Genomic DNA, 26,463 nt, shown 5'->3' with positions numbered 1-26,463 from the left:
GACGACGACGGTCTGCTCGCCCAGAGCGGCAAACACATCGGCAGCCCACCCCTTCCCTGCCCGTGGCGCGTACTTCGATAGCAGTGTTGCCACGCGGATTTGCCCTGCCTTGCGAAGCTTGTCCGGGGATGGGTATTTGATCAGTAACTCGGCCATGGCAGGGTGATTCAGGTGCGTGCCGATGACGCGTTCTAGGGCTGGGTGAACTTGAGTGAGTAGACCCCGGATCCGGTTCGAGGTCGCGGTGGCCTGCTTCGCCAGATCGTCATCAAAACCGCACAGCATGGAGAGTTCAGCGGCTTGTTCATCGGCGAGGACGACCGAACGCAGCGTGTGCGGCAGAGACCGTGCTGCTTCGGCAATGATCGCAGCGTCTCTAGCATCCGTTTTGGCTTCTCCCGGGTGTAAATCGGCAATGCGGCGCATCGCCAGACCGGGCAGATAGCCGACCATGATTCCCTCTGCCTGTGCCACAGCCACCGGCAGAGCACCAATGGTCGAGGGCTGATCCACGACCAGCAGCACGGTGCCTTTGCCAGCCACAGCCTGGATGATGGCACGGAGTTTAGCCTCGTCTTGGGGTAGGGCCCGGTCCAAGAGTTTCTTGCCAGCACGGTCGATGGCGACCGCGTGATGATTGCTCTTGCCAACGTCAACACCAATGAAGATATCGACCTGGTCATGGTTCTTGATCAACGTAAACCTCCCAGAAATAGTCCTGTGTACTTGTGTTGGCTTGTCCTGCGGCGGCAAGGCTCGGCATCCACGTTACGGCTGACCTACACGCTGATTCCTTGTGCTGGTCCGGTCCCCATTAGCGATCCCCTGGCGCCTATCGAATCCCGGTGACAACACCCCCCGGATCATCAATGACTGGGGGCAAGAACCATACCGGGACCGACAGGCCAACAACCCCAATTCTTACTCTTTAAGGGGCTACTAAAAAGGTAACGGGGCTCTCTCGGATAGAAATCGACTTCTCACCGTGAAAATAACGGGCCACTAGCTTACGGGACTGTGAGACTTTTCAGTAGCTGGTCTGGGATTGGCTGGCAGAGGGTCCCGTTCACACCACACCCGGGCCAAACAGATTCAACAAGGCTTTCAATATGGGTTCCGCATTGCCTGCCATCAACGATCTGCGTCATTAAGAACCGGCATTCCCCAAGATTGAAGATCATGGTTGCAGCATCAGCGTGCGGCAAATTGAGCCCGGTCAAGTCTCGTAGTCCTGTCATCGATGAATGCGTCAGAAAACCCATCACAACCGGGCAACGGGTCACTTTCATTCAAGGAAATAAAACCAGGGGGTTTCACCACGCGCCACGTGGACCCCCTTTACCTAGAAAGGGTGGGAACAGTCGAATTATTCGACTATTCCCACCCATCAAGAACTATGCTTCCCTATACTCTAGGTGCGATACTTACAGATCATATAGACACTACCAGGACCTACAGTCCCGTCTCGCATCAACCAGTTGCATCGCTCAGTCGCCCTGTTAACTCTCCCATGACTATGGTCCGCAGCAGCCCCGTTAGTGCCCGTTACGCTGTATTGGACAACTCCTCCATATAGTGTTTGCGATTTCAACTGCAGAAATTTACCCGAATTAAAAGCCCTCCCACCAGATATTGAAGGCTTTTGACTTGAACTAAAAAAATTATTGGATGTCAAATTGCCATCAAGGTAAATAGTGTCAGCTGCGGATGCAGGAGATACAGCGACAAGTGAGAGAGCAATGATTGCAGTGATCCCCCCAACAAATTTTCGGATTTTCAAATTAATCAGCTCATTTCTCATACGATGTTGCTGAATCGATTAATGTAATTGGAAAGTTGCTTGATTTCTTGACCAATTTCGCTCGAGCCTCAGAAGACAAATCATTGTTCATCACAAGAATATTCGGATTTGGTGATTTGAAACCGAACGACTTGGCAAATGAATCCGTGCGTTTTGCTGCCGCGTCTGGCACAAGGTAAGTCTCATGACTTACCTTGGGATTTTCTACACGCAGGCCTATCCCGCCCTCATCAAACAGATCGGGTGTTGTACAAGTACTCCCTGCTGTCCAGTCGCTACCTGGAACGTAGACGATCATGCAGAGCAGATTGCTGTTGTTCAACCCGATATACGTCTCGGAATTCTCATCTGTCGCAACCAAACGTACTGTCTCTGGTTGGATTCCATCACCACCGAGGCTAGCAAGTGGCAGGCCAACGGGACTCTGCTGTTTGGAAACACTCATTGAGTTGAGTATACTCAAATCATATTTCGCATCAGCCTTATCAACCGACCAACTCATTGCTGATTCGGAGTCCGATATATCGCCTGCATTTGCGACACCACCTGTAATCGCGATAAGTGCACCAAAAGCTAGAACAGCCGATCCACTAAGAATCATCGTTTTTTTAGCAAACATGTTTATCACTCCCTAATGATCTATCTCTAGGATCTACGAATGTTACTGCATTTAAGATCTCGCGGACTTGGTCTACCACCGTGCTCCAACCAAACACAACCGCTAATACCATTGATAACAACTTTGTGAGTAATTGAGGTTGGTCCTGCACCTGCCGTCGATCCAGTGTGCAAAACCGCGCCATTCGGAGTGATGGTCGAGATACTAACGCTCGCTTTGGTTCCTACTAATAGGACCGTAGTTCCTCCAACAATATTACCCTTTGGGCCTGTTTTTCCCTGACTTGGTGCTGTTCTGCCGTTATAATAGATGTGTGAACTATCTGCAGCTGAAGCTGGTGATACCTGTGATATCAATATTCCAGGAACTATGCATAGAAGCACAGCCATCTTCCTGAGTGAGAGTCCATATTTCTGCTGCCCAATTTTCTTATCATGGCTTTTATGCTTATGCCAGTACAAATTCTCTTTATCGAGCTTAAATCGGTTCTTAAAATCAGGTCTGATCAATGTCATTATAAAGACTTACCCCATCTTTAGAATTATATAGTTTTATTGATAGTTTGCCCCTGAAAATTAACCTGAAATATGCGAATCATAACCCTTTTCAGATGTCTATTTTGGGTGCATAGTGATCATTGCCCATTTTTGGAAGCATGTCAATCGTTTTTGCAGAAGTTAAAAAATCTTTTAGAATTATCCTCTATCAACTTTGGCAGCACAGGCATGTGATTTCTGGGCTCATGAACGATGTTAGGAACTGTGGCTGCAAACTAATCGGTTGTATGCTGGCTTTTCCACCGAATGGACCCCTCAGATAATGCTCATTAGTGTAGTGGGTGAAATTGAGAAAATAAGCTAAGGTACACAATCCTATCCCTTTGGGTGATGATTTAGTCTTAATTATTTGTCCATTTGGATAGCATGTTCCATTAGTCTCCGTCTGTTGAAGAGCAAGTGGCTGATCTGTCGTTCGCTAAATTTGGCTGTTCAGAATTGACCTTTTCATGTGTGGAGTCAAGTGGTGAGAGTTTGTAGCTCTCTGAATAGGTTGTGAGCTATGTAGCGTTTGAGGACAAGGCTATCGCCTGAGGTAATTGCTTCTTAGTCGGTGTCAAGACTATGCCTTGGTCTGGTTGCCCCGGAATAGAATCCATTTACAGGCCCCTGCATAGGCGAACGTTAACCCTCTTACTATTTGGGTATAACCAATTCACTTCCTGCTTCTGCGCTCCCCCTGTCAGTGATCGAGCGGTCTGGCACTCGAGACAATCAATGCAACCACTGACACTGGTACTGACGAACACGGTGTGCACACAAGGGTGCTGCGGTTAGGGCCAAAGGCGGACTGATTTTTTCGAGCGTAAATCTTGACCACTTCACGGGTGGTCCCTGCGATGAGCTCGACATGCTCAGAGCCGCGCGCCGCTGGTGCTACTGAACTAACGCACATTGTGGTCGTTGGAGATCATGACCGAGGCATGAAAAGCCCGTCCGGACGGGATGGGCAGATTCTTGTTGATTACTACCCAGAAATACGCGTAATCCTCGATACGCCACAAGGACTTGTGAGCGTTCTTGCCAACGATCTTTTGCCGTTTATCTACAATTGTCTTGCGGAGCAAGTCTGAATTGGGTCGTCAGGTAGAGGTTCGCACTACGGACAGACTTGGGCTTGGTAGTAATGGAACGCAATTGCACGATAGCCCGCTCCATGCCTCGGTTCTCGCAGACAAATATGCGGTCTGAAAAGACTGTTCCACTTTTCTTAGAACTGGAACACACACCCCTTGATACTCCGCAAAAAGTCATCTGCCGGGAATCTGCGTAACCTGCCTGTGCCAAAAGCTATACCAGAAGTAGCCTCTACTGCTTAGATATGATCCTTGGTTTTGGTATGCACACGATGATATGGCCCGATGGCCATGACGATCAGGCCCGGGCCACGTAAAAAGTTGCCCGTTATGACGCTTTGGCTATAGGTAGTTCATCCCAGTGAGTGGTGTATCTAGGTGAGAGCATGTCGCGTTTCATGGACCAGTCCGGGCCACCCTTGACCCCGCCTGCTGGCCCGAGTCCGATACTCCCCCGCCCGTACTTCTTGGACACATCTTCAAGCAGCTGCCCGATGTGGAGTTCTTCATGTGGATTCTCGAAGAGTTCCAGGGGTGACTGGTTTCCGGTGGGGCGCAGGTCGGTGACCATGATCCCGGCGCGCACGTACTTGACGCCTTCCACGATCCGGGGCGGGAGCGCGTAGGCTGCCCGCGCCAACAGCACCGGATCTGCCGTGGGCATCGGCAGTGGCACGCACACGGAGGGATAGGACGTGTCTCCGGGGTTGTAATAGGAAGTGGCAGCAAAAGCCGTCAGCAGTTTGGCTTGCAGGTTGTGTTTGCCCAGGCGGGCGCTGGCTTGCTGCGCATACAAGCTCATGACCTGACGCATGTCGGCATGGGTAGTAATCGGGGTGGAGAATGAACGGCTGAAAATCAGCTGATCCCGTCCTATGCGTTCTTCCTCCATGGGGATGCAGGGTTTGCCCTGTAGCTCTAGGACAGTGCGCATCATGACCACTGAAAAGCGGTCCCGAATCATGACAGGATTGGCACGGCTCAAGTCCAGAATGGTCCTGATGCCCAGGGCCGCGAGTCGTTTTGTCAGTCTGGTGGCCACGCCCCATATTTCAATCACTGACAGCCCCGCCATGAGGTGTTCACGTTGCGCCAGGGGCACCGAATCCCAATGACAAACACCGTTGAAAGCGGGGTTGTTCTTGGCCCACTTATTACATAGCTTCGCCAGTGTTTTCGTGGACGCGATCCCCACACATACGGGCACACCGCAATTGCGGCGAACGGCATCTTTCATGGCACGCCCGAGCTGCAGCAGCTCGGGGCCGGTTCCCTTGACGGTGCAAAATGCTTCATCAATGCTGTAGATCTCAATTTCATGGCTGAATCGTCCTAACAGCTCCATGACCCGGGCACTGACGTCTCCGTAGAGTTCATAGTTACTTGATTTAGCGATCACACCCCATTCTTTCGCCCGGGGCGCGAGTTTGAACCACGGCTCTCCCATGGCGATCCCTAACGCCTTGGCCTCAGCGCTACGAGTGACCGCGCACCCATCATTATTGGATAACACGATCACCGGTTTGCCCTCCAACGATGGATCAAACGCCCGTTCAGCACTGGCATAGAAGCTATTGACGTCTACATGAGCGATAGCCTGCATCCGTTCCACAACAAGCACCTACAACAAATGATGAAGAGCTACGGAAGCGACGCCCCAAATTTCTAAGGAACTCAGCTCAGCGACCACAATGTCCGGATAGTCAGGGTTCTCTGCTTGCAAAAGAACACCGGCTGCTGTGATGCGCAGGCGTTTAACGGTTAACTCACCATCAAGGACCGCTACGACGATAGAACCGTCTTTAGGGCGCAGCGCCCGGTTGACGATGAGCTCGTCACCGTCGCTAATCCCGGCGCCTTCCATGGAATGACCAGAGACCCGAATGATGTAGGTACTCGTGACGTCCTTGATTAGGTGGTCATTCAAATTGATGCGGCCATCAAAATAGTCCTGGGCCGGGGAAGGATAACCCGCCGCGACCAACACAGAAGAAACCAGTGGATGGACGATAGGTACCGCCAAATCCACAAGACAAACATTCGAAACATAAGCCATAACACACCAACTACTAGGGATAACATTCTATACCAGAGTGTAGAACCCACCACTGACAACAACCCCGATCACCAGCGAAGGGGACCTGTAGCAACCCCAACAATGGTCCCAGCATCCAGCCGCTCCCAAAGCGGCAAGTACCAGAAAGCCAGACAACTGCACCACTGTGCGCATCATGCTCAGGGCAACGATGTAAGGCCAAAAATCGCTGTAGTTATCCACAAGGAAACGAAAGTCTGGCTCTTAGCAACGATGGTGGGCTAGTGTTTCGCTCATGGCAGGTTGGGAAGTGTCCAGACACCCTGAATGGGACATGATGTACGCCGCCGGGCTGACAGTGCGTGAAATATCCGACCGATGCCAGAAGAAACGCAACACCATCCACCTCCACCTCCAGACCCGCGAGAAGCACCAGCCAGGACTACGCGCCCAACATGAGACAGCGCTCGCTCTGCGAGGCTCTGACCGGCCCACCACTGGGTGGCGCCGCAAACTCAAAGAAACCCACGAGTTCCTCACCGCCCACGGACGGCTCCCCCACTACAACGGAGACCAGACAGAGAAATCCCTCCACACCTGGGTCAGTGAACAACGACGCGCCCACCACCGCGGCGAACTATCAGCCCCAAAAATAGTGCTCATGGGCAGCCTGCCGACATGGGACGTTCCCACTCGACCACAGGAACTCGAGCAGCACTGGCAAACCCGGTTCAACCAACTCAAGGAACACATCAGTGCCACCGGGCAGCTACCCAGATACCGGGCCTACGCAACAGAAGAAGAACACACTCTGGGTGTCTGGCTCCACATCCAGCACCAAAAAAGAGCCGAGAAAACACTACGCCTCTGGCGACTCGAAGCCTTAAATGCGGCCTGCCCCGGCTGGCACAGCCGCACATAGACTCTATTCACCAAAGTGACGTGAAGCGATCATAAGGATTCAAATTTGCAACGACTGTCCACCTCAGGTTGCCTCGAACGTCCACCTCTTCTAATACATCAGGCTAAGATTCCTGATCACGGAGAACAGTCAGCTCCCGATCGGAAACACTGCACGAATTTCAAATCGCCCAGTCTCAATAATGGTTCCATTGATAGGACGAAACGCAGCTGTCCTCTCGCGCCTTAAATTGTCATTGTCTCTGGTCGTCTGCACGTCCATTCCGTGTCCGTATGGGAGATCTCAATGGTGTATACCGGGAGAGGTGGCAGATCCACGGGTTGGCTTTCTTCCCTGGCATGGTGCCGCGCCCTTGGTTTGAAGGCCCAGTATCGAGTCGTCGGATGCGGTCAGGGTCTGGAGACGATGCTTGGCGCCATCCGACGTTCTCGTTGCTTTCCGTTATGGTGCCATGGCGCAAGTTAGGTTTTTTACGGGTGGATGTGTTGGTTGCGGGCGCATCAGGCGGCTAGCTCCACGTCGATAACAGCTCTGTGAACGCGTGGCTGGCTGCGCTCTGATAGGCGCCTTTCCTTCTGAGCAGGGCGGCTGTGCGGGGCGGAATGGGCGGCGAGAGGTCCACCCGGTCTAGCCCGGGCTGTTCGCGGGCAATGGCTTCGGGCAGGACGGTGGCGAGTTGGCCTCGTCGGATGATTTCCACGATCGCGCTGATGGAGTCGGCCTCAATCGCTATGTGGGGGGCAATTCCGTGGTCCCGGAAGTGCAGATCAATATGGCGCCGGGTGGCAAAGCCGCCCCTGAGCAGGGCAAGGTTCTCTTGTTCCAACTCTCGCAGGGTCAGGGGCGCATGGGCGCCGGCGTGGAGGTGGTGGTTGCCGACGACAAGTCCAAGGGTTTCGACGAAGAGTGCCTGGGGCTCTATCTCGGCTGAATGCACCGGGGTGAATGCGATACCTAGATCGAGACTGTCCGCGGCCAGTGCCGCCTCGATACTGTCCTGGGTCGTCTCCTGCACGCTCAAGATTATGCCGGGATAGAGGGTGCTGAAGCGTTCGATGAGTGGACCGATCAGGTAGGCGGTGAACGTGGGCGTCATCGCCAGCCGGAGTGATCCACGGCTCAGATCCTGAACGTCGTGGACAGCCCGGGTTCCGGCGTCAAGCTCCCGCAAGGCACGGCGGGCATAGCGGAGGTAGTTCTCGCCAGCGTCTGTCAGCCGCACGGTCCGCCCGGACCTGTCCAAGAGCTGGACATGCAGCGATTTCTCCAGCTGCTTGATTTGTTGCGACATGGTTGGTTGGGAGACACGCAGCGCCTCGGCCGCACGGGTGAAGTTCTGGTGGTCCGCAACCGCATTCAGATAACGAATCTGCTGTAGCATCACGAACCTCTAACTATAGGGAATAACTATTGTGTTCATAGTAATCAAGTCTTGGACACTATAGAAAATTTCCGTCATTCTTGAAGTGTTCAACAACCCCAACAAGGAGAGGGCCCATGCAAGACATCATCGAAGGCGTGCTGAAGTTCCAACGGGAAGCTTTCCCGAAGAGATTGGGGCTCTTTAAGGAGCTATCCACCGCACAAAGCCCGAAGGCTCTGTTCATTGCCTGCTCGGACAGCCGTGTCGTGCCTGAATTGCTCACCCAGCAAGAACCCGGTGACTTGTTCGTGATCCGCAACGCCGGCAACATCGTGCCGGCCTACGGCCCACAGCCCGGCGGTGTCTCTGCGACAGTTGAGTACGCGGTCTCCGTCCTGGGAGTTACGGACATCATCATCTGTGGCCATTCCGACTGCGGAGCAATGACCGCCATCTCCTCAGGCACTGACCTGGATCACCTGCCAGCGGTGGCCAGCTGGCTTGCCCATGCTGATGCGGCGAAGGCCGTCAACGCCGCCCGCACCCACGTATCGGCCAAGGAGCGGCTCGCGGACATGGTCCGCGCGAACGCTAACGCCCAGCTGACCAACATCAAGACACATCCCTGCGTCTCCCTAGCCTTGGACCAGAACCGACTGAACCTTCATGGCTGGGTCTATGACATCGAAACCGGCTCCATCGACACCCTCGACGGCGCCACGGGCCACTTTGTCCCACTTGCAAACAACCCCCAGACCAGAGCCACGCCGGCCACATCCGGATTGGCCGCCTGACCACCCGATACCACCACAAACAAAGGAAAAACCATGATCCACTCCCAAAACGCCCAGGCTCCTCGCGAGGAACTGACAGCCGCCATCATCGACGCCAAGATGCGCAAGAATCTCTCCTGGCAGGAACTGACCGATGGGACCGGCCTGAGCCTTGCCTTCGTCACCGCCGCCCTGCTTGGCCAGCACCCACTGCCTGAAAACGCGGCGGACATCATCTCTGAGCGGTTGGGTCTGGGCGAGGACGCCAGCATGTTGCTGCAGACCATTCCACTGCGCGGCAGCATCCCCGGCGGAATCCCCACCGACCCCACCATCTACCGCTTCTACGAAATGCTTCAGGTCTACGGTTCAACTCTGAAGGCCCTGGTACACGAACAATTCGGAGACGGCATCATCAGTGCCATCAACTTCAAGCTGGACATCAAGAAAGTTGAAGACCCCGACGGCGGATCACGCGCTGTGATCACCCTCGACGGAAAATACCTCCCCACCAAGCCCTTCTGATCCCCGCTATGGCTGTGTTCTTTAAATGAGGGCACAGCCACCGCTGCCCCAAACTTCCCGTGCAGAAAAGAACCGTCAGGAACTGCGTCCAAAATTCATCGATATCGCCGCCGCCCATGTCACGGAAGATCGACGACCCTTCACGACGACAAGATCGTTCACACCGAAGACTTCTGGACGAGGAGCATCGGTAGCTGGTCACACCCGAGCGCCTCAGCCAGGGCGATGAAGTCGTTGTCTGGAAACTAGACAGACTTGGCTTCAACACCCGCCACCTGCGACACCAAATATACCCAGGTATAAATTCCCTATCCATATCAGCATGCCGATCAACACGCAGTGGGCAGTCTCAACCAGACTGTCTTTTGGGCGCACCGTCCACATTGATACCGACGAGGATTCCGAAGGATCCAACTCTAGGGAGATTCATAGTTTGGTCCGTTATGGGTATACGTTGGAATCCCTCGTAATACCAGAGGACCATGACTCACCCAAGCAACACCCACGCAGCCGGGAGCCCGACACGGGAATATGGAAGATAGCCCCTTAGAGCTAGTCTGCAAAGAAACCCTAGAATCGTTGGAGGAATCCCTTGACGGTGAAAGATCACTCTGCTGTAGTTTTGTGAAACGGTACGTCAGTATGTGGCCCGGTCGTTTTAAACGGATCCGTGATGCCATCATCGAGGATCACAATGACGAGGCTATGGATGCTGCCCTGAGCCTGCACAGCGCGAGCGTCATGGTGGGTGCTTGCCGTCTAGGCGACCTGACGACTGGAATCATTCGCCTTATTGAAGGTGGACATATTGGCGCGGTAGGAAAACTACTCACAACGTTGAAGTTGTACGGGAATCAGACAATGCACCAGCTGAAAATCTCGTACATCGATAAGGAATAGCCCAATACCCACGCTTCACGATGAGCAATTTCCATTTATCTCTTAGCCTCAGTAGCGGTGCTTTACGATCCCACCCAAACTCTGTCTTGGTTGCACAAGAGGCAGTCAACTTACAGAAGCCTTGACGGGTGAAGTTAGAACACTGAAAGATTGGTCTGGCACACCACTTTGCTCAGATTTTGGGTCTCCATTAGATTTTTTTTGTGCTATTTTTTTGAGCGTGGAGCCCAGCTCACGTACGAACCGACTCCCTGATCCCTGAGTGCCGACGAAGAAACGTAGCTTCCCTCAAAATCCGGCTGGTGCTTAGTGGTGCTCACATAGGAGCCAGGAACTGAATTCGGGGCCATGGTGCTCACGTATGAGCCCCGTAGAGCACGCGCAATGCCTCTAGCCTTTTGTGGCCCCGCTGCTGATGTAGTGGTATCTGATTGATTCTCTCCAAGGACGTATGGGACAGGGCGTAGTGGGAAAAGAAGTGACGTATTCATGTGGGATCCTTTGATATTAGCTAGATTTAGGCATCACAAAAGTGGCCGTGTAGAAGGTCTTAGTAGTGTGCTAAAAAATTCGCTGCCAGCTATGAATTATTTAGCTGCGTCGGGGCCCTAAAGCGCGGCGACTAATTGGCACTCGGAGCATAAGCCCCAGAAATTTACTTCAGCTGCGCTGATGACGAAACCGTTGAAGTTCGAGGGTGTAAGGCATGGACTCGCACCGATAACGCAATCGACGTTCTCAACTCGTTTGCAAGTGAGACATACCATATGGTGGTGATTATCACCGACGCGACATTCGTAGAGTGCTGCCGACCCCGCAGGTTCGATCTTTCGAACCAGACCCGCAGAAACAAGTGCCGCCAACACACCGTAAACGGTCTGCAGGGAAGCCCTCGGCAGCAGCACAAAAACCGCAGAAAAAATAGTTTCGGCATCAAGATGCTCACGGTCTGACAAAATGCCTAAAACAGCGACGCGTGGGGCCGTAACCTTCAAGCCAGCCGATCGAAGCCGGTCCTGGAAGACTACGTGCCGCTCATCTCTGCTCATGAAACAACAGTACCAGTTGTTTTTAGTTACTCAAAACAACTCATTAGTCACTCGCATGATCACCACCGACATGTGCATCCTTAGCATGGATACACATGTGGTGGATCAGCCCTTACACGGGCATATACCGAGCGCACTTCACTCCTCTGACATTAAATTCTTCTCCATCAGAAGGCGCCGAAGCTACCGGGCCGTCAAAGTTTTGGGGACGTTGATACTGGTGCTAGGTGTCTCTGGAGAGCATGGCCTTCAATGACACTGACGGAGCTTGGTGAATTTTGCCTTGAATCTGATCTGAGGAAACATCCGCCAGCCCAAGAGGGCTGTAGTTAAGCGGGCAGGAGTTCCTCCCAATATTTAATCGAGTGGCTGAGGCATTCAATAAACAGATGCTTTATTTAGTCCACGGGTTCAGCTTGAGTCGTTCGGAAGCAGTCCTGATAAGTGGTCGGAAGCGTGTCATAGGTTCCTTTGAAGGCGCGGCGAAGGGCTTCATCATTGGCGAATCCGGCTCGGGTGGCCGCCTGGGTGACATTGAGCCCTTGTTCTAAAAGCATGCGCGCAGCCTCGAGGCGAGTTTTGCTGATGAACCCCCCCGGTGTTATACCAATTTCGCGGTGGAAAAGACGTCGCAGGTGCCGTGAGCTCATGGCAACGGTGCTTGCCATAGATTCAACTGTGTGAGTTTCCGCCGGATCATTAGTAATAGCGTCCATGAGTTTGTGGAGTCGCATATCCATGGTAACGGGTGTGCGTTGACGTATGGAGAATTGTGATTGCCCACCGGGCCGTCTCAGGAATACGACAAGTTCGCGAGCGATGTCGCGCGCGAGATCTGGCCCATGGTCCTCTTCGACAAGCGCGAGTGCGAGATCGATACCGGAGGTCACACCGGCGCTGGTGATAAAACGTCCACTTCGAACAAAAATGGAATCTGGGTCGACCTGAACACGGGGAAACCTGCCCGCAAGTGCATCAGCGTGCTTCCAATGAGTTGTTGCCTGACGCCCATCAAGAAGTCCGGCCGAGGCAAGGATAAAAGCACCTGTGCAGATCGACGCCACTCGCGATGAGTGGTGCATCAATCGCTCTAGTTGCTCCCGCGAACTTGGACCGGTTGGCAGCTGTGAAAGGTCGTCCGCTCCGCTGACTATCAACAGGTCAACCGGGGCACAGTCTGTTGCCAAGATGTCAGCCACAAGTTGAACACCGGATGAGGTGATTACCTTAAGGTCTCTCCACCCGATGATCTGGAGGTGATAGTTCGCTACCCCCAAACGATTGGCCTGATTGAAGACCTCTAAGGGCCCGGTGATGTCTAGGAGCTGCGCGCCGTCGAAGGCAACCATGCCCACACTAATAGCTCGCCCACGCAGCATGGTCAGTCTCCTTTATGAGTAACCTCAGTGATATATACCTCTATGTCCGTTATTACGCTATCTTAGTCCGATCGGACATAGCGCTGTGGAGTCAAAGAAGACGAAGATGGGAGATAGAAGCACAAAATCTCTTACTCTTGAAAGGCAAACCATGACTGAGACAATTGCTGGAATCACGATCCCGGACACCGCGCTAGTTCGCGATGCGACCGAACTCGTCCGCGAGGCCACAACCGATCTGATCTACCATCACTCCCGACGTGTGTTCCTCTTCGGCGCTCTCCAAGGACAGCGGCGCGGGCTGACCCCTGATCTGGAGTTACTCTATGTCGGTGCGATGTTCCATGACCTCGGCCTCACAACTGAATATGGCACCGAAACACATCGATTTGAGGTAGATAGCGCCAACGCTGCTCGCGACTTCCTCCTCCAGCGTGGGATAGATACTAACCTCGTTGACAAGGTCTGGCTGGCCATTGCGCTCCACACAACCCCCTCGATCCCTGAATTCCTCGCACCGGAGGTGGCTCTGGTAACTGCAGGTGTCGAAACAGATGTTCTCGGTATCGGCTACCAGCAGCTGGACCCGTCGGTCCTCTCAAGCGTCACTAACGCCCACCCCCGACCCGACTTCAAACGGCGCATCCTCGAGGCTTTCACCCATGGAAACATCCATCGTCCGAGCACGACGTTTGGAAACGTTAACGCGGACGTCCTTTCCTACTACGATCCATCCTTCGTCCGCGAAGATTTCGTCGAGAAAATTCTTGGAAGTGACTGGCCCGAGTAAAAGAACAAGCAGCAAACGCATCAGATATTGCTGGCTCACTTCGACTCTTTAGCATGCGGGAATTGCTGGTGCGCATGATTGATCTGAACAATCACCATGTTTAGCCAAGGTGATCAATCCAGAGCATATGGGTAACACCGTGAACAACTCAATGGTGAAACAAGTCTGCAGTCTGGTCTTAAACCAATTTATCAGGCTCACTCTTTCGAGCCACCAGTTCGCTAGGTGGCACCACTAGCGGTGGTCCTCACTATCCTTGTCCACCCGGGGTGGACCATCAGGATCAGCGGCACCACCTTCACCAACCCAGTCCGCAATCTCCGCTGCATCCTCTTGTGTTACCAACCGCCTTCGATGAAACAATGAGGCTACTTTTTCAGTGAACTTCGACATGTCTGCGTCCTAGCGTTGTATATTTCGGAACATGGGGCGAGCTATCAGCATCATCCACACTGTCAAGGTTGAGCTGCAACTAGCGGAGTATCTACCCCAAGCGAACCAAACTTCATGGCTCCGCCAGGGGACCCCACTGGGACTGCACGGCCAGGGAGAGTGTCCATAAAAAAGCGGACATTATCTTTTAGGTACTCGTCCCATTCCATGGGGAGGTCGTCTTCGTAATAGATCGCCTCCACCGGGCAAACAGGTTCGCATGCACCACAGTCGATACACTCATCCGGTTGTATATAGAGGGCTCGTTCTCCCTCATAAATACAATCCACCGGACATTCATCCACGCAAGCACGGTCAACAACGTCAACACATGGCTGAGCGATCACATAAGTCACGGTCTGCACCTCTTAACACAGAACTCAGAGACACACACCAGGAAGCTCTGGCAAGCAAAATAAACAACTACCAATGGTTGTGGCCTCAACCATAGATCAAATCGCACCAAGACGCATGCTTCGTGTGGACCCAGGCGAAGCCTTCACTGCACTCGCCACGACAAGACCACAAAGTAAGGATGAGGATAGTACCATCTGTACAAAGGTATTGTCTCGACTGATTGTTGTCCTAACAAAGGAACCATTAACAAGACAAGCAACAGCCACTTCCCAGACTGACAGCCAGCGGAGTAAATCGCAGGGTATAGGCAACTTGTGCAGACTCCGAAACATCCCACCAAAGTGTCTCATCCGGAGATTTCTCATCATCAAGGAAAATATCCTTTGAATCGTCGCGTAGCATTCTTGCGACTGCTTTGCAGCAGGCATGATGATCAGGATCTCTCCGGTTAGACGCCCAGGATGGCGTCTATGAAGTACGGGCTGGTTCACCACCGAGTTTCTTCAACTCGTTGCAGATGGGAATATTCCAGTCTCCATAAGAAGTATCTATTCGACATCTGGAACTGGTCGAGTGCCCATAAAATGTATCCTCCGGCTCAAGCCCCAGGATGTCCGCACGCTTGGATAGGGTGGAAGAATGACCGATGCTGAGATACTTCCCCTTCCTGATGACTATGCTGACGTGCTGGCGGCGTTGAAGGACCAGGTACGCCAGTCACGGCTAACCGCTCAACGCAGAGTAAACACGGAACTAATTGGCCTGTATTGGGGCATTGGCCGCCAGATCCTGCTCCGACAAGAGGCCCATGGGTGGGGTGCCGGGATCATTCGTCGACTAGCCGACGACCTGCGGGCAGAGTTCCCACAGATGCGTGGTTTTTCCCAACGGAATCTGCAATATATGCGGACGATGGCCAGTGAATGGGGCGGCGAGGCAAATGTGCCACAGCTTGTGGCGCAATTGCCATGGGGACATATCCGCACCCTCTTAGACAAGGCTCATTCCACAGAGGAACGTCAGTGGTATACGGCCGCTGCGGTGGAATATGGGTGGTCGCGCAACGTCCTGCTAAACATGATGATGAACCGGTCCATGCAGCGCAGCGGGACCGCACCTTCGAATTTCACCCAGCATCTAGCAGCCCCTGACTCGGAGTTAGCACAACAAGTCGCCAAAGACCCCTACGCGTTCGAGTTCCTAGGGCTCTCAGGCGAGGTCGCTGAACGCGATCTTGAGCAGGCACTCATGGACCGTATTGTGGAAACCTTGCGTGAAATGGGTCCTGGGTTTGCCTTTGTTGGGCGCCAAGTACATCTAGAAGTGGAAGGAGACGATTTCTACATCGATCTGCTGTTCTTCCATGTCGAACAGCTGCGCTATTTTGTCATCGAGCTCAAGACCGGTAAATTCCAGCCTGAGTTCGCCGGCAAACTAAACTTTTACGTCGCCTTGGTGGATGACAAGCTCCGCCGAGAGGCCCACTCCCCCACTGTAGGCATCCTCATCTGCGGCAGTAAAAACGACCACACTGTGCGCTACGCACTCGGCCGGTCCACTTCACCGATGGCTGTTGCTTCCTACACCTACGACCAGCTCACCAGCTCTGACCGTGCGCTGGTGCCTGCAGAGGACCAACTCACCGCAGCTCTTGATACTCTGCCCCACGACACCGAGTAATGCTTCAACTGCTAAATGTCTGAGCCTCATTGTAATCTCTGGCCTATCTGCACCAGTGGCAGGAAAACCAAGAACGGAGGTCAAACATGGGCACTCCATCGAAGCCATCAAAAGCTGCACTCTCAAAGGCGGGGGCTAAACTAGCCTCGAATTCCTCGAGCAAACCGGCAAAATCCAAAGCAGGATCCACGCTCGGCAAGGGCTAGACGTCACGTCAATAGTGGTGGGCACTTGAACCAGGGTGCCCACCATTACAAATGCAGGAACTGCGGGTTCCCGATTCGCATACTGTCATCGCAGATAACGAGTCGAGAGCCTCGTCAAAGGCCAGGTTTCACTCGCCTGAACTTTCCCGCCCTTGTTGACAACGTCCATCTTGAAAAAAATCGCGGCAGGGATAGTGTGCCTTTAAAAGATGTCCTATCCATCGCTCATAAATAGAATCAGAGTCCTGAACTCACCTGGGCGTACTTCCCGCTGCCGTTCAGGGCTGCGTACAGCGTCTGTCGTGAGACTCCAAGATCTCGAGCCACCTTGGCTTTGGGCACGTCCTGGCCAATCCGCTCGCGTGCCAGCTGGATCTGCTCCGATGTAAGCTTCAGAACCCGCTCGTAGACGCCGTTCCTCTTGGCGATGGCAATACCTTCGGCCTGTCGCTCACGGATAGTCTTGCGTTCCAACTGCGCGATGGCAGCGAGGACAGTAAGCATGAACTCGCCCTGAGGTGTGTCGGTATTCAGGGCAGGGTTGTCGATGAACTCTAAAGCAACGCCCTTGGCTTTGAGTTGTTCAACGAGAGCAAGAAGGTCCGTCGTGGACCGTGCCAGCCGATCCGGTGACTTCACCCGAACCTTGTCCCCGTCCCGGACGTAGGTGAGCATCTCTTGGAGTTGGGCTCTGCCATCTGTGTCCTTGCCGCTGACTTTTTCAGAGAACAACCTATCGACCGGGCCAAGTGCTTCAAGTTGGCGCGCCTCGTTCTGGTCGGCAGCACTAACCCGTACATAGCCAACCACTTGCCCTTTATGACCAACCATCTTTAAGACCCTCCGTCAGTTATGTCTAACAATAACTGAAGCGGACCCTGATATACGTCCGATGGCGCCGTTTATTACCTGTTCGCACGGGTACACCCTGATGGACGTTGGGCGCCAGGCTCAAAGCGCCCAGCGTCTGCAATGAACGTCTCGACATGATTGGGCCCGGTAGGCGACGCCAATTTCTGATCTTTCGATGTCCAGATATTGTTGGGCAATGATCCCTCTGAGAGAAATTCAAGACGGTTACGTATGAGCACCCCCATACGTTCACTGCTGCTGCAGAATTGGCGAACACCCAGAGTCCCAGTGCGCTCGAAGCAGAATTTTTCAATTTCAACTCACATGCTTGAGTTCCTCACCGACGTGGCTTGGGACCATAGTGCTGCTGCTCGGGTAGCCGCACGACTTAGAGGCATGCCAAGCCAGCGTGAGTACGTCGTCGTAGTATGGCTGCCCGTCATTTTGGGAGCCCTTGGCTATCTCCTCATTTCCATTCCCGTATCACTATATAAAGTCGATAATAGAGTCGACGTTCTTTTCGTATTAACGCTGTTTTTTGTTGCCGTCGCCATTGTGGTGCTCCCTCTTCTGCGAGCCTCACGTATCGAATCGACCTATATAGACATGAGAGTCATAAACAGGCTCCTGCGAGTCCTCGAAATTTCAGAGAACTTACTGACGAACGACACGTCGGTCAGATTAAGACTGCAGCTGGCTAAAGAAATAGACAGTGCTGCCGCCATTTTTCAAACGTCATATAGAAAGATGGGAGGATTGGTTAAGAGCTCTAGGCGACCGCACAAACGGCAAGCAAGGCAATGCGCCACGGTTTTGCGTCGCTACGTGGTGGTGGCCATGCACGGAGATGTATCAGCTATAACTAATCTGCGCAGCGACTTTGCTAGGGCAATCCTTCGAGTTGGATCCGGGAACTGGACACAAGTGTCAAAGTTGGACGCCTTAGTTCACGTTGAACGTCGATGGTTTGATTTCATACCCCGCACGGATTTGAAAGTAGTACTTCCCATTCTTGCAACTCTTCTTCTGTCCGTGATTCAATTTGTCCTCAGTGGGCCTAAAACCTGAGCCGTGATCATTCGATGCTACCCGTTTCCTCTATACGTCTAAGTGCCGTTGTCAGTGAGCTCTGCGCGGAGCTACGCGGGACCTCACGACAAACGCGGTGGTTGGGTCCCACCCAGTACGTGGCATCTGACGGTGAGCTGCCTCCAGACGGCATGAAGGTACTGGGATGCTTAGTTGGGGAACGAGAATCAGCTGCGTGTCATGCCTCTTGGTGCCGTGAAGGGCTGCTCCGATGTTTTTCGTAACTAACGGTGTACACACCCGGCGATTTCAGGGGGTGAGTGCAACACCTTGAGTTCTGAGGGGTGTTGCACTCACCACCTGAACTCGCCCCCATTCAAGCAGAACGTTGTGAGACATAGTTACGAGAATTACCAACCAAGGGGTCTGCACAACCTGTCAATTAAACCTTGGGTAGACCCGAGCTAGTGAGTCGGAGAGTGAAAAATCAATATTCCGGTTACGTCATCGGTACAACAAGGGAGGCATCACAACATACCCACGTTGTGGAGCAGATTCTGGATCGTGTGCTCCCGGGATGGAGCAGGGACCGACCAGAAAAGGACGGCAGGTTTGGCTGGCTCCGTGATCAGGCATCACGAGCCAGAGCCCCATAGCGCCGGATCCCGTTCCATTGTTAGTGACGGGCCGGTATGGTGTAGCCGGTTTTGCGGTGACTTGTGATGACCATTCGGGGGGCAGAGGCGGCCTGATCTGCCATTGTTGAGTGCACCATTTTTGACTCCCTTCGTTCTTTAATGGGCTTGGCGGAGGAGTTCGTTCAGCAGAGATTTGTTGGCGCTGAAAAGGGGGAGCGGGGGCTGGGCTGGTTCTTTGCTAAGGAGGTCCAGACTAGGGAATCCACTGCCCGGAATGAGTATGGAGTCAGCACCCATCAGGTTCCGAGAGTGCAGATCATCAACTAGCTGTCGAGGTTGAATTTCCCATTTTGCTCCTAAGTCGAAGCGATCTTGGCGCGGGTAGGCGTCCCATGTAGTTCCTAACTCGTGCTGGTGGAATCCGGAAGATCCTATGTCGTAGAGCTTTAGATAGGACATCAGGGCGTCGATGGTGGGAGTTGTGAACCATGGAGGCACAACGATGTAAGGGCTGCGGGCACCCTTGCGTTCCATGTCAGAAATGATTGCTTGTGCTGCTGTGGCAACGTTCCAATCTCCGTTGATTTCTAGCGCAGCGTTAATGAAGGATTTGTCGAAGGTTTCCGGGTCGAAGATGCTGCTGCTGGTAAAGCAGAGACCGACAGCGTCAACTCCGATTCGGTTTAGTGTTTCTAATGCAGCAACCAGATGCGCTCCTGGCTGTTGCGCGGGAATCTGGTCGCCCAGAAATTCTTCTCCAATTTCCCGAGGAAGCCTGAATCGGCTGACATGTATGGAGACCCCCAGCGGTGCCAGTCGGTTGATCTCCATTTCTGGAACTGGATCGTTGTCTACCACAACGATCCCCACTCGGTATCGGTCGTGGTTTTTTTCGGGGGTTTCCGGGGTGCTGTTAAGTGGCATTGGAGCGAACCTTGAGTGTGAGTGCCACGACAACACCTATCAGGGCGAAGGCTGCGTTTATGCCGAATGCCAGCGGATACCCCAGCTCAGGACCTGTTAATGCTATGACGAGTACGAGCAGGGCAAGGCTTATGCCGCCTGCTACGTATTGAGATGTTGTGATCAACGATCCAGCGGCGCCTTGGCTTTCTTGCGGAGCGTCAGAGGTGCCGAGCACGAACATCGCGGTATAGATGAGCCCGTGACCGAAGCCGCTCAAGAGGAATCCTGGCAATAGTCCCAACCAGAAGTTGTCGATACCGAGGGAAACTGCCAGCAGTAGCAGTCCCCCGGCTGAAATTGCGAAACCCAGACCAAGGACGCGTTGGACGCTGTTGCTGACAATCAGCTTGCCAGCAACGACATTGCCGGCAGTAACCATGGCAGCGAGGGGGAGGAAAGCAATCCCGGCGGCGAGGGCGGAGTAGCCTCGTTGTTCTTGGAGGTAGAGGGTTACCAGGAAGAACTCGGTGCCGACACTGGCCATGTAGAGACCTGCCGCGATTGTGCCTGCTCTCAATGCATGTAATTTACGCAGTGGCCTCTCTATGAGGGGTGAGTCGGAGCGGCGTTCGTTGAACAGGAATGCCAGGACCGCGAGAATGGCCAGCACCGTCACTGACCAGAAGAGCCCTGGTGATGTTTCTGGGTCTGCCAGGAGAGTGAGAGTCAGTACGACAAGGAGTATGGCTGCCGTGCCGGCGATGCTAGACATCACCGGAATGGTGGTCGGTTTTGTCTGGGGGTTTTTACTGCGGAAGGTTTTAACAGCACCTATTCCGCAGATGATAACGAGCGGGATATTGATCAGGAAGGTCCATCGCCAGGAGAATGTGGTTAACAGGCCGCCCAAAACTACGCCCGCAGCTAGGCCTGAAGCCCCGACCGCGCCCCATATGGCATAGGCGTTGCTGCGCAGTTTACCGCCAGGAAAGGTCTGGCTAAGGAGGGCTAGAACAGAGGGGAGTAATGCTGAGGCGGCAATGCCCTGGAGTGCTCTGGCGAGAAGGAGGAGGGTTGCGTTATCGGCGATGCCGCCTAAGAGGCTGGAGAGCCCAAAAAGCAGAATGGATCCGATGAAGACACTCTTGCCGCCGAATTTATCGACGATTCGTCCGCCGAGGAGAAGGAGTCCGGCGAAGAGAAGTGCGTAGGAGCTGACCACCCATTGGAGTGATGCACCGTTCATTGCCAGCTCGGCTCCGATGCTGGGTAGTGCGACGTAAACGATGGAGTAGTCCAGTGCGATGATGAACTGTGCAATGGATATCACGATGAGTGTCAGGGTTTGTACGCCCGTTCGCTTTTCGACGGGCGTGCTAGTCGTAGTCAAAGTCAGACTTCCTTAGTGCTGAAGTGGCTGGGAGAGAAGGGAACTGGGAATTTTGGTGGGCTCATCCCAGATGAGAGAAGCTCCTGCTACGGACAAAGCGTGACGCGTGTCGACACCCCAGGTCACTCCAACGCCGGTCATTCCCCCGGAAATAGCCATCTTCATGTCATGGACGGAGTCTCCTATGACGGTGCATGAATCTGGGGAGACTCCGAGACAGCTGGCGACAAGCAACGCCATGTCAGGAGCTGGTTTGGGTTTGGGGACGCTGTCAGCGCCGAGCACGACTTCGAAATATTCGCGGAGCCCCGCCGCTGTGAGTATTTCTTCGGCGCTTTGGAGGACTTTGCTGGTGGCGACGGCGAGGCGATGCTCCGACATGAGAGCTTCAAGTGATCGCCGCATTCCTGGAAAGACTAGGGAGGGGGCCATACTTACAACGTGTTCGGAGAACAGGGAGCGGAAAATAGTGAGTGATTGTTCGGACGTGGAAGCAGGCCAGCCGAAGGAGATGAACATCTCTTGGAGAGGTTTGCCGATCATGGCACGAATGGTTGTATCTGATGGAGCCGCGAGGCCCAGTTGTTCTGCTGTCATGTTTACTACATGAACAATTCCCATGGGTGTATCCAGCAGGGTTCCGTCAAGATCAAATATGATTGCCACTGAGAACCCCAACCTGCAATTTGTTGGCAATTTCCGCCGCGGCTACTGCTGTTGAGACGAGAACAGCCCTGTTAGCGTGCACGCTTGCCCCGTCCGTCGACGCTGAGATGGCGGAGAGCACCACTGGGGTCAGGGCCTGGCCTCTGACCCCCTGCTCCCGCGCTTGGGTCAAAGCTACCTCGACAGCGTCGTTGAGTATTTCCGGCGCGAGGGCTGCATCGTCAGCAATGGGCTTGGTGACGATCACACCTCCGGGAAGGTTCAACGCCAGGTGAATACCAATGAATTTGGCCACCTCATCGATGCTGTTAAGTGTCCACGGGACTTCCTGCCCGGAGGACACTCCATAGTAGTTCGGGAACATCTGTGTTCCCAGGCCAACCACTGGAATGCCCTTAGTTTCCAGATACTCCAAGGTGAGTGCCGGGTCGAGGAGTGATTTTGCTCCGGCGCAAACCACGGCGATCGGTTGGCGTGCTAATTCCTCAAGATCAGTGGAGATGTCCAAGGAGGTTTCAGCTCCTCGGTGGACGCCTCCGATTCCTGCGACGCTGAAGACCTTGATGCCGACGCTGGCCGCGACGATGATGCTAGATGAAACAGTTGTGCCAGCTGTCAGGTTTGTTGAGAGCGCGACGGCAAGGTCGCGGGTTCCGACTTTGCGGGGGGAGTTTTCGTGGGCGAGACGCTCGAGTTCTTCTGGCGTTAGGCCTAGTTTGATTCGACCATCGATGAGAGCTACGCGTGCGGGTGTCGCTCCAGCTGCGTGGATGGCGTCATCGACTTCTTGGGCGGAGGCAAAATTGGTGGGGTACTTTCCGCCGGAGACAACTGATGTCTCCATCGCAACGACGGGTCTGTCCTCAGAAAGGGCGGAACGTACTTCGTCTGATACGTCTGTGTAGTCATTTAACATTATGAATTCCTTGGGTTCCTGCGGGATCGAATAGCGCTGCCGCGATGGTTACAAGACCCGTTTCATTGACCGTGAGCGGGTGGCGTGTCTGTATGAGAGCCACTAAGGCCTCGTAGGACGGAGAGCGCGAAATGTGGTTTTGTGTAGGGAACCACATCTTTCCGCGGTGATTTGGTTTCTGATGTATAAAATCATCGACATCATCGAATTTGCCGATTGAAGCCCGTCCGCAGCGGCTAGAGTGCCTAGCATGCCGTGGGTCGAGGGGGAATTCTCGTCGTTACTGAGTTGGTTCTGGAGTGGTTTTCCCAATGGTTTGTTTCCTGGCTTCGAGCGCGGGGCTGTCGGCGAGTTTGAGCCAGACGACACCCCCTATGATGACTGCTAGCCAGAACGCCTTGGTCAAGGTCAGGGTTTCGTCGAAGAAGACAGGACCCAGAAGTGCAGCCCCCACTGCACCGATCCCCGCCCACACTGCGTAGCCGATTCCAACGTCGATTTTCTTTAGGGCCACGCTGAGGAAGAAGAGGGTGAAGAGGAAGAACACAATTGCAATCAGGGACCATGTGAGATTGGTGAAGCCTTCGCTTCCGTTCACAGTGAGGGCGTAGCCCACCTCGAATATTCCGGCTAGCAGCAGAGCTGCCCATGGGCCTGTTTTCTTCTCGGCTGCAATCTTTGCCGAATTGTTTGAAGCATTTGTTGTGGTGGTCATATTAGGAGTCCTTTCAGGATGTTGGGAGTGAGGATCAAGCGGCGGCGCTGAGGTTCAGCCCTACGACACCGGCGATAACGACGGCGATGCCGATGAATTTCTTCCAGGTCAGACGCTGGGAGAGGAAAAGGGCGCCGATGATAACAATCCCGACCCCGGCGACACTGGTCCAGATCGCGTATCCGACGCCAACGTCGAACGTCAGGAGTGCAAGGCTGAGGAAGAAGGTGGCGATTGCGCCGCTGATGAGAGTGGCGATCGTCCACCAGAGTTTGGTAAATCCTTGTGCTTTTCCGGCTAGGATGCCGACGGCAACCTCGAAGATAACGGCGATGCCCAGGTAGAGCCAATTCATGATGGTGTTCCTTTCAGTTCAATTGGTTGTGTGAACGCAGATCTTTGTGCTCGGTGAGTCCTGGCGTTTGCAGATGGCGTATGAACGGCTCGTTGCCATGCTCAACGGGGAGTGGATGATAAAGCCCGGCACGACTTTCGTCGGATACCTCCAGCGACGAGTAGCTGGAGCGATAGTCGAAGCCCCACTCGGCCACCGTGTCGCGGTCGACGGCAACGTAAATGGTTTCGATGCCGTGGTCGATCGCAAACCGGTAGCAAAGCCCGCACGGCTCGCCTGTTGCCAACAGGACTGTTCCAGCCAGGTCCGTGCGTCCCTGAGCCGACATTGCGTCCCGCATTGCGACAATTTCGGCGTGAGCGGTAGGGTCATGCGTCTCCCGGACCTGATTGACACCAAACGTCGAAATAACTCGATTACCATCAACGACTACCCCCATGAAAGGCAGTCCCCCGACCTCAACGTGAGCAACGCACCGCGCTACAGCTTCCTCCATTAGCTTCAGCAACTCGGGAGAAGAAGCCTTCATGACCGAACTACCGGAACCACAGGGATAAGTCCAGTAAAGCTGTCAACAGCCCTCTTCAGCCGGCCCGCGTCGGGAACGCCGCTAAGCAGGATCCCTTCAATCATGATGCCGGGCACTGAGGTGATCCCCACAGTGTTCACTGCATGATCCTGATTGGCGCGGTGTCTGGCACGGCGTTCGTCACTTATCAGGGCCGCTTCCACCCCAGCTTTGTCAAGTCCAACAGAAACGGCGACGTCAGTAATAACCGCATCATCACCTATGTCAAGATCGTCTTGGAAGAACGCTTTATATATGGCATTGGAGTACACATCCGCCTTGCCCGCTTCCTGGGCCAGCTGCAACACCATGAATGCCTTTTCCGTTCGCGGCTGCGGAGAGACCGAGGGCAGCGTAAGGGGAACTCCGATGCGGTATGCCATCGGGTAGACCGAGGCATTCCAAATGCGCGGCAGGTAGTCGTCCTCCGGCCGTAGTGTAGGAACCGGGGCTGGCCGCAGCTCAAACGGACGGATCCGCACCTCGACATCCCGATCACGTTTCAGTTCCTCGATCGCGTCCTCGGCCAGGAAGCAGAATGGACAGACATAGTCCACGAAGACATCTACTTTTGTGCTCAATCTGAACAACCCCTCATTCTTAGTCGTGGCACATAGCATAAAATTTGCATGTGCATACATGTATAAGATTAAAAAACCCCGCAGGGTTCCAGATCAGGAAATCAATTTACCGATCGTTTCGAAGGTGTGGTCTAAGTCCACAATGTCGAGCTGCGGGTAAAGATCTGCTGCATTCTGCAGCAAATCAGAGATCTTAGCCCCGTAGGGCTCGTGGATTTCCTTAATGGCGTCCAGCCCCCGGTCGGTGATTACCGCATAGACACCCCTCCCATCGTCGGGACAGGTGTCGCGGACGACCAGATGCTTACTCTCCATGCGACCCACCAGCCGAGTCACTGAGCTCTGGGTGAGCCCGACCCTGTGTGCGAGCTCCGCGATTCGCAGCTCGTTGCTCGGGGCCCGACTGAGAAGAAGTGCTGCACGGTACTCGGTAAGACCAATGCCATAGTTTTCCGCAAGCCACTTACCGAGGGTAGTGTCTACCGCAGCCACTACCGCGGCAACCTGGCACCAGCCTGCGCTGAGGTCGCGTATGCGGACCCCCCCCGCCGAATCAGAAGAAGAATCCATGTACATGCATATAACTATATCATATTGAATTCTCTCAATCACCCTTCCGCAAAGAGCCGCCCATAGCCCGTGATCTTGTTTTGCAGGTCGGTGCCAGCCAGAGTTGCCCACAGGAGAACCTGATTTGCCGTCAGCACAGTGATGCCAAGATGGCGCTCAAGGTGGTCGATCGCACCAATGGCCCGCTGCCCATTGCCGGCTATGAACACCGCTTTCGCGCCGGTTGTATCAACAAGTTCCTTAACTGCATGCGTCATGGCCTCCGCTGTGATCGCTCGAGGACCTCCGGGCGGGCCGCTTGGCGTCGCAGAAATCACGTCAATTCCCTGGTTTACGAAGTAAGCAGCTCCCTCACGGCAAAGCTGATCATCGAACCAGGATGGCGCCATGACGGCGATCGAAGTTAAGCCAAGGTGTTTTATGGCTGCAGTAGCCGCAGTACCAGTAGTTTCAAGTCTGATCCCGTAGCTGACGGTGGCCAGCCTCGCAAGCAGCCGTTGCTCCCGTTCTGCACCGATTTTGAATGAAGAACTGGTAAATGCAAGTCCGATTGCGTCCAAGGGTGAGTGAGACAGACTCTGAACTGTGTGGTCGATTACCTCTGGATGGATGAACCTCAGGACTGGATCGTGGGCAATTTTTTCGTCGATGCTTCCTCCCGGATGCATCGGGCTGAAGTCAACCCGCGCGCCGTGGACAGTTGCCCGCAGGCCGGAGAGCATTGCTTGGGCTTCTGCTTCGGGGCCAACGTCTGCGTGTGGCGTTAAGATCCCGAGCTTGAAATCGGATTCCCAGCCGTCGTATTTCCACATG

General features: G+C 54.0%; 27 protein-coding genes and 1 pseudogene. 7 read left to right on the top strand and 21 right to left on the bottom strand.

Annotated elements, in window-relative coordinates:
* The 5 genes and pseudogenes from QMG40_RS16170 to QMG40_RS16150 all read right to left on the bottom strand — a co-directional run.
* A pseudogene (locus QMG40_RS16170) lies at nucleotides 1-763 on the bottom strand (IS110 family transposase); the annotation flags it as partial.
* Between the two features lie 1,027 nt (nucleotides 764-1,790).
* Entirely contained in the window at nucleotides 1,791-2,420 is a 630-nt protein-coding gene (locus tag QMG40_RS16165) for a hypothetical protein (protein ID WP_283532144.1), read from the bottom strand.
* Nucleotides 2,421-3,861: 1,441 nt separating this feature from the next.
* Nucleotides 3,862-4,044, bottom strand: coding sequence for a hypothetical protein (locus tag QMG40_RS16160; protein ID WP_283532143.1), 183 nt, complete (start codon nucleotides 4,042-4,044; stop codon nucleotides 3,862-3,864).
* Between the two features lie 337 nt (nucleotides 4,045-4,381).
* Nucleotides 4,382-5,656, bottom strand: a complete 1,275-nt coding sequence (locus QMG40_RS16155; RefSeq protein ID WP_283532151.1) for a Y-family DNA polymerase — start codon at nucleotides 5,654-5,656, stop codon at nucleotides 4,382-4,384.
* Nucleotides 5,657-5,674: 18 nt separating this feature from the next.
* The gene (locus QMG40_RS16150; protein WP_283527015.1) at nucleotides 5,675-6,109 is read right to left on the bottom strand and encodes a LexA family protein; all 435 of its coding nucleotides are present in this window, start codon (nucleotides 6,107-6,109) and stop codon (nucleotides 5,675-5,677) included.
* 274 nt (nucleotides 6,110-6,383) lie between these two features.
* On the opposite strand from QMG40_RS16150, the gene QMG40_RS16145 reads away from it, so the two are divergent.
* On the top strand, nucleotides 6,384-7,010 hold the full coding sequence (locus QMG40_RS16145; RefSeq protein ID WP_283532142.1) for a helicase associated domain-containing protein: 627 nt from the start codon (nucleotides 6,384-6,386) through the stop codon (nucleotides 7,008-7,010).
* Between the two features lie 508 nt (nucleotides 7,011-7,518).
* Here QMG40_RS16145 and cynR read toward each other — a convergent pair.
* Nucleotides 7,519-8,391 carry a transcriptional regulator CynR gene (gene cynR, locus QMG40_RS16140; protein WP_283532150.1) on the bottom strand — a complete coding sequence of 291 codons (873 nt, stop codon included), beginning with the start codon at nucleotides 8,389-8,391 and terminating at the stop codon, nucleotides 7,519-7,521.
* Nucleotides 8,392-8,507: 116 nt separating this feature from the next.
* Between cynR and QMG40_RS16135 the strand changes: the two genes are divergently transcribed.
* The 3 genes from QMG40_RS16135 (at nucleotide 8,508) to QMG40_RS16125 (ending at nucleotide 10,571) form a co-directional block, all read left to right on the top strand.
* Nucleotides 8,508-9,167 carry a carbonic anhydrase gene (locus QMG40_RS16135; RefSeq protein WP_283532141.1) on the top strand — a complete coding sequence of 220 codons (660 nt, stop codon included), beginning with the start codon at nucleotides 8,508-8,510 and terminating at the stop codon, nucleotides 9,165-9,167.
* Nucleotides 9,168-9,200: 33 nt separating this feature from the next.
* Nucleotides 9,201-9,671, top strand: a complete 471-nt coding sequence (cynS, locus tag QMG40_RS16130; RefSeq protein WP_283532140.1) for a cyanase — start codon at nucleotides 9,201-9,203, stop codon at nucleotides 9,669-9,671.
* A gap of 642 nt (nucleotides 9,672-10,313) precedes the next feature.
* The gene (locus QMG40_RS16125; RefSeq protein WP_283532139.1) at nucleotides 10,314-10,571 is read left to right on the top strand and encodes a hypothetical protein; all 258 of its coding nucleotides are present in this window, start codon (nucleotides 10,314-10,316) and stop codon (nucleotides 10,569-10,571) included.
* A 608-nt stretch (nucleotides 10,572-11,179) separates the two neighbouring features.
* Here QMG40_RS16125 and QMG40_RS16120 read toward each other — a convergent pair.
* Nucleotides 11,180-11,620 (bottom strand): Fur family transcriptional regulator, encoded by a 441-nt coding sequence (locus QMG40_RS16120; protein ID WP_283532138.1) that lies wholly within the window; start codon nucleotides 11,618-11,620, stop codon nucleotides 11,180-11,182.
* 398 nt (nucleotides 11,621-12,018) lie between these two features.
* Nucleotides 12,019-12,999: a GlxA family transcriptional regulator gene (locus QMG40_RS16115; RefSeq protein ID WP_283532137.1), complete on the bottom strand. Its 981-nt coding sequence runs from the start codon at nucleotides 12,997-12,999 to the stop codon at nucleotides 12,019-12,021.
* A gap of 151 nt (nucleotides 13,000-13,150) precedes the next feature.
* Between QMG40_RS16115 and QMG40_RS16110 the strand changes: the two genes are divergently transcribed.
* A complete protein-coding gene (locus QMG40_RS16110; protein WP_283532136.1) occupies nucleotides 13,151-13,789 on the top strand; it encodes an HD domain-containing protein in 639 nt (212 codons plus the stop codon).
* Nucleotides 13,790-14,023: 234 nt separating this feature from the next.
* On the opposite strand, the gene QMG40_RS16105 is transcribed toward QMG40_RS16110, so the two are convergent.
* Nucleotides 14,024-14,182, bottom strand: coding sequence for a hypothetical protein (locus QMG40_RS16105; RefSeq protein ID WP_283532135.1), 159 nt, complete (start codon nucleotides 14,180-14,182; stop codon nucleotides 14,024-14,026).
* A gap of 62 nt (nucleotides 14,183-14,244) precedes the next feature.
* On the bottom strand, nucleotides 14,245-14,577 hold the full coding sequence (gene fdxA / locus QMG40_RS16100) for a ferredoxin (RefSeq protein WP_283532134.1): 333 nt from the start codon (nucleotides 14,575-14,577) through the stop codon (nucleotides 14,245-14,247).
* A gap of 640 nt (nucleotides 14,578-15,217) precedes the next feature.
* Between fdxA and QMG40_RS16095 the strand changes: the two genes are divergently transcribed.
* The gene (locus tag QMG40_RS16095; protein ID WP_283532133.1) at nucleotides 15,218-16,258 is read left to right on the top strand and encodes a PDDEXK nuclease domain-containing protein; all 1,041 of its coding nucleotides are present in this window, start codon (nucleotides 15,218-15,220) and stop codon (nucleotides 16,256-16,258) included.
* A 443-nt stretch (nucleotides 16,259-16,701) separates the two neighbouring features.
* On the opposite strand, the gene QMG40_RS16090 is transcribed toward QMG40_RS16095, so the two are convergent.
* On the bottom strand, nucleotides 16,702-17,295 hold the full coding sequence (locus QMG40_RS16090; RefSeq protein ID WP_283532132.1) for a recombinase family protein: 594 nt from the start codon (nucleotides 17,293-17,295) through the stop codon (nucleotides 16,702-16,704).
* Nucleotides 17,296-17,547: 252 nt separating this feature from the next.
* On the opposite strand from QMG40_RS16090, the gene QMG40_RS16085 reads away from it, so the two are divergent.
* On the top strand, nucleotides 17,548-18,384 hold the full coding sequence (locus tag QMG40_RS16085) for a hypothetical protein (protein ID WP_283532131.1): 837 nt from the start codon (nucleotides 17,548-17,550) through the stop codon (nucleotides 18,382-18,384).
* Between the two features lie 755 nt (nucleotides 18,385-19,139).
* Here the strand turns inward: QMG40_RS16085 and QMG40_RS16080 are convergent.
* The 10 genes from QMG40_RS16080 to QMG40_RS16035 all read right to left on the bottom strand — a co-directional run bounded on the left by QMG40_RS16080 (nucleotide 19,140) and on the right by QMG40_RS16035 (nucleotide 26,462).
* A complete protein-coding gene (locus QMG40_RS16080; RefSeq protein WP_283532130.1) occupies nucleotides 19,140-19,907 on the bottom strand; it encodes a hypothetical protein in 768 nt (255 codons plus the stop codon).
* Nucleotides 19,897-21,279 carry an MFS transporter gene (locus tag QMG40_RS16075; RefSeq protein ID WP_283532129.1) on the bottom strand — a complete coding sequence of 461 codons (1,383 nt, stop codon included), beginning with the start codon at nucleotides 21,277-21,279 and terminating at the stop codon, nucleotides 19,897-19,899. The genes QMG40_RS16080 and QMG40_RS16075 overlap by 11 nt, the downstream gene beginning before the upstream one ends.
* A gap of 12 nt (nucleotides 21,280-21,291) precedes the next feature.
* Nucleotides 21,292-21,945, bottom strand: a complete 654-nt coding sequence (locus tag QMG40_RS16070; RefSeq protein ID WP_283532128.1) for an HAD family hydrolase — start codon at nucleotides 21,943-21,945, stop codon at nucleotides 21,292-21,294.
* A complete protein-coding gene (locus QMG40_RS16065; RefSeq protein WP_283532127.1) occupies nucleotides 21,929-22,861 on the bottom strand; it encodes a pseudouridine-5'-phosphate glycosidase in 933 nt (310 codons plus the stop codon). Before QMG40_RS16065 ends, QMG40_RS16070 begins: the two co-directional genes overlap by 17 nt.
* 280 nt (nucleotides 22,862-23,141) lie before the next feature.
* Nucleotides 23,142-23,576, bottom strand: a complete 435-nt coding sequence (locus QMG40_RS16060) for a DMT family transporter (RefSeq protein WP_283532126.1) — start codon at nucleotides 23,574-23,576, stop codon at nucleotides 23,142-23,144.
* 34 nt (nucleotides 23,577-23,610) lie between these two features.
* Entirely contained in the window at nucleotides 23,611-23,931 is a 321-nt protein-coding gene (locus QMG40_RS16055) for a DMT family transporter (protein WP_283532125.1), read from the bottom strand.
* 13 nt (nucleotides 23,932-23,944) lie between these two features.
* The gene (locus QMG40_RS16050; RefSeq protein WP_283532124.1) at nucleotides 23,945-24,460 is read right to left on the bottom strand and encodes a nucleoside deaminase; all 516 of its coding nucleotides are present in this window, start codon (nucleotides 24,458-24,460) and stop codon (nucleotides 23,945-23,947) included.
* Nucleotides 24,457-25,080 (bottom strand): DsbA family oxidoreductase, encoded by a 624-nt coding sequence (locus tag QMG40_RS16045; protein ID WP_283532123.1) that lies wholly within the window; start codon nucleotides 25,078-25,080, stop codon nucleotides 24,457-24,459. The genes QMG40_RS16050 and QMG40_RS16045 overlap by 4 nt, the downstream gene beginning before the upstream one ends.
* A gap of 93 nt (nucleotides 25,081-25,173) precedes the next feature.
* Nucleotides 25,174-25,656, bottom strand: a complete 483-nt coding sequence (locus tag QMG40_RS16040) for a MarR family winged helix-turn-helix transcriptional regulator (RefSeq protein WP_283532122.1) — start codon at nucleotides 25,654-25,656, stop codon at nucleotides 25,174-25,176.
* A gap of 32 nt (nucleotides 25,657-25,688) precedes the next feature.
* A complete protein-coding gene (locus QMG40_RS16035; protein WP_283532121.1) occupies nucleotides 25,689-26,462 on the bottom strand; it encodes a maleate cis-trans isomerase family protein in 774 nt (257 codons plus the stop codon).
* Nucleotide 26,463: the final 1 nt, after the last annotated feature.

Origin of the sequence: Arthrobacter antibioticus, from assembly GCF_030063205.1 — a bacterium.
Classification (GTDB): Bacteria; Actinomycetota; Actinomycetes; order Actinomycetales; family Micrococcaceae; genus Specibacter.
This window is presented reverse-complemented; position numbering and strand designations above follow the sequence as displayed.